This is a genomic window from Brevundimonas sp. (assembly GCF_019636155.1).
Taxonomy (GTDB): domain Bacteria; phylum Pseudomonadota; class Alphaproteobacteria; order Caulobacterales; family Caulobacteraceae; genus Brevundimonas.
This window is the reverse complement of record NZ_JAHBYB010000035.1, coordinates 1-3290: the sequence shown is the minus strand read 5'-3', so window position 1 is coordinate 3290 and position 3290 is coordinate 1. Positions and strand designations below refer to the sequence as shown.

Here is a 3290-nt window from a genome sequence, read left to right as displayed (position 1 = left end):
GGCGAAGGCCCGACGCTCCGCCGCCTTCCCATCACTTCGCAGCTCGCAGGCGCTGGCGGAGGCGGAGGCAATTCTTCCCTTCTCCCCTTGCGGGAGAAGGTGGCCCGCGCAGCGGGTCGGATGAGGGGTTTCTCCGGCGTGTGAGTTCGGCCTTCGGATGACGGGAGGCGCCCGCGCGACCCCTCATCCGTCAGGCTTCGCCTGCCACCTTCTCCCACAAGGGGAGAAGGACGCTGCGTCATCTCCTCCCCATTCATGGGGAGGGGGACCGCGAAGCGGTGGAGGGGCTCTTGGGAGACACGACGAAAGATCCCCTCCGTCTCGTCGGCTGGCGCCGCCGATCCACCTCCCCATCGCTGATGGGGAGGAGACGGGAAGACTGCTTCGCCTCTCCACCTTCCCAGCCCCAAAAAGCATGAAGCCGGAGGCGAGGGCCCCCGGCTTCACCGGAACAGGATTGTCGGACGGGTCAGGCCGCGACCTTCTCCACCTGGGCGTATTCCAGGTCGACCGGGGTCGGACGGCCGAAGATGGAGACCGCCACACGCAGGCGGGCGTTGTCCTCGTCCACGCTCTCGACCTGGCCGTCGAAGCTGGCGAACGGGCCGTCGATGACCTTGACCGTCTCGCCGATGTCGAACCGGATGGTGGGCTTGGGACGCTCGACGCCCTCTTCCACCGCCCCGATGATGTTCTGGACCTCGCGCTCGGACACCGGCAGGGGCTTGGCCCCGCCCTGGGCGCCCAGGAAGCCGGTCACCTTGGGCGTGTTCTTGACCAGGTGATAGGCCTCGTCCGTCAGCTCCATCTTCACCAGGACATAGCCGGGGAAGAATTTGCGTTCGGAGTTCACCTTGCGGCCGCGACGGATCTCGACCACGTCCTCGGTCGGCACCAGGATCTCGGAGAAATTCCCCTCCAGCCCCTGCTGCTTGGCCTGCATGCGCAGCTGTTCGGCGACCTTCTTCTCGAAGTTCGAATAGGCGTGGACGATGTACCACTTGTGGCGGGGGTTGGAAGCCGGAGCCGGCGCGGCGTCGGTCATGACGGGCTGTTCCTCAGATCCCCAGGGCGACGATATAGCGGAAGGCGACGCTCAGGACGCTGTCCACCACGAAGAAGAAGGCGGCGGCCAGGCACAGCATGATCAGCACCATGACCGAGGTGATCCAGGTCTCCTTGCGGCTGGGCCACACGATCTTGCGCGCCTCGGCGCGGACCTGGCTGAAGAACTGGACCGGCGAGACGCGCGGCTTGGCGGGCGACGGGGTATCGACCGTCACGGTCTGGCCGCTGGAAGCGGTAGCGGCGGCGGGCGTGCGGCGGCCCATCTTGGTCTTGGCCTTGGCCATTCAGCGTCTCTTCAAGCAATTGATCCTGCCGCCCCCAGATGGGAAGTCCCATCCGGCGGCGACAGGGGGAAGATGGCAGGAGTTGGGGGACTCGAACCCACGACCCCCGGTTTTGGAGACCGGTGCTCTACCAGCTGAGCTAAACTCCTAGACGAAGACCGCGCGACACGGCCTCGCCAGACCGGCGCGTATAGCCTTTGTCGGCGGGCCATTTCAAGGGCGTTGCGGCCCCTTGGCGTCAGTTCCCCGCCGCGGCGGCGCGGGCGGCGGCCTCGGCCTCCGCGTCGATCACCTGGCGGAACAGGAGCTTGTCGATGCGGCGGTCGTCCATGTCGATCACCTCGACCTCGAAACGGCCCAGCTGCAGGGTCTCGCCCTCGTCCGGCACACGCGACAATTCGTGCAGGACCAGGCCCGCGACCGTGTGGAATCCCTCGCGTTCGCCGAAATCCTCGCCCAGTTCGTCGGACAGTTCGTCCAGGTCGGTCTGGCCGTCGACCAGCCAGCTGCCGTCCTCGCGGTGGCGGATCATGGCCTCGGCCTCGTCGTGGGCCTCGTCGAAGTCGCCGGCGATCATCTCCAACAGGTCGGTGGCCGTCACCACCCCCTCGAAGGCCCCGAACTCGTCGACCAGGAAGGCCATGTGCACCCGCGACGCCTTCATGATCTCCAGCGCCTTCAGCACCGAGGTCGACTGGGGGATGAAGGCCGGGGTCTGGACCAGGCGCTCGACATTGAACTCGCCATTGTCCAGCAGGCTGTCCAAGAGGTCCTTCTTGTGAACCACGCCCAGGGGGTTATCGACGTCGTTCTCGCGCGCCACCACGATGCGCGAATAGGGGCAGGTGCGGATTTCCTCGCGCAACTCCGCCTCGGGATCGTCCAGGGCGATCCAGTAGACCTCGTGCCGCGGCGTCATCGCCACCCGGATCGGCCGGTCGCCCAGGGTCAGGATCTCCTCGATCATCTCCTGCTCCTCCGGTTCGATCAGGCCGGCCGAGGTGCCCTCGGCGATCATGGTCTCGACCTCCTCCTGGGTGACGTCGGACCCGTCGCGGTCCTTGACGCCCAGCAGTTTCAGGATGCCGCTGGTCGAGGCCGTCAGCAGCAGGACGAAAGGCTTCAGCACGATGGCCAGGGTCGAGATGGGCGCCGCGGTCTTGGCGGCGATCGCCTCGGGGAAGATCAGCGCCAGCCGCTTGGGCACCAGTTCGCCGACGATCAGCGAGACATAGGTGATGCAGACGACGACCAGGGCGGTGGCGAAAACCTCCGACCAGGCCGCGGCGGCCGGGAAGGCCGCCTCGATCATCCGGTTCAGCTCACCGGCTATGGCCGCCTGGCCATAGGCGCCGGCCAGGATGCCGATCAGGGTGATTCCCACCTGGACGGCCGACAGGAAATGGGTCGGCTCCTCGGCCAGCTTCAGGGCGGCGCGCGCGCCCCGGTCGCCGCGTTCGGCCCGGCTCTGCAGCTTGGATTTGCGCGAGGACACGACCGCCAGCTCGGTCATGGCGAACAGGCCGTTCAGCACCACGAGAAGCAGTACGACGACGATGGCGATGGCTAACATCTAGGGAGGAGCAACCGGCGCGGCGCGACTGACGGCGTCCGCGTGCGCGATACTAGGGCCATTTCGCGGCTCGCGCCATGGCCGATCAGCGCGCGGACGCGACAGGGACGCTCACGGCGGCCCTCGGCGCGGCCGCACAGGCGCTCATGCCGATGACGACCCCGATGAAGATGCCGATATGAAGCGCGCGCCGCATGGTTTCCCAAACCTTAACGTCCGGCTGCAGCTAGACCCCTCAACCCACGCCGGCGCAAGCCGGGTCGCTTCCCAGGAGAGCAACACGGTTAAGACACCCCCAAGCAAAACCCCCGCCGGCTTTCGCTGGCGGGGGCTTGTTCAGTCCGTCGCGGCTGCGCTCAAGCAGC

Annotated in this window: 3 protein-coding genes and 1 tRNA gene; all 4 read right to left on the bottom strand. The window is 67.0% G+C overall.

The window, feature by feature from the left end:
• Positions 1–469: 469 nt before the first annotated feature.
• Positions 470–1045, bottom strand: coding sequence for a transcription termination/antitermination protein NusG (nusG, locus tag KF910_RS14200; RefSeq protein WP_292264070.1), 576 nt, complete (start codon positions 1043–1045; stop codon positions 470–472).
• A 13-nt stretch (positions 1046–1058) separates the two neighbouring features.
• The gene (secE, locus tag KF910_RS14195; protein WP_292264068.1) at positions 1059–1352 is read right to left on the bottom strand and encodes a preprotein translocase subunit SecE; all 294 of its coding nucleotides are present in this window, start codon (positions 1350–1352) and stop codon (positions 1059–1061) included.
• Between the two features lie 73 nt (positions 1353–1425).
• Positions 1426–1501 (bottom strand) — tRNA-Trp (locus tag KF910_RS14190).
• A gap of 89 nt (positions 1502–1590) precedes the next feature.
• Entirely contained in the window at positions 1591–2925 is a 1335-nt protein-coding gene (locus KF910_RS14185; protein WP_292264066.1) for a hemolysin family protein, read from the bottom strand.
• Between the last annotated feature and the right edge of the window lie 365 nt (positions 2926–3290).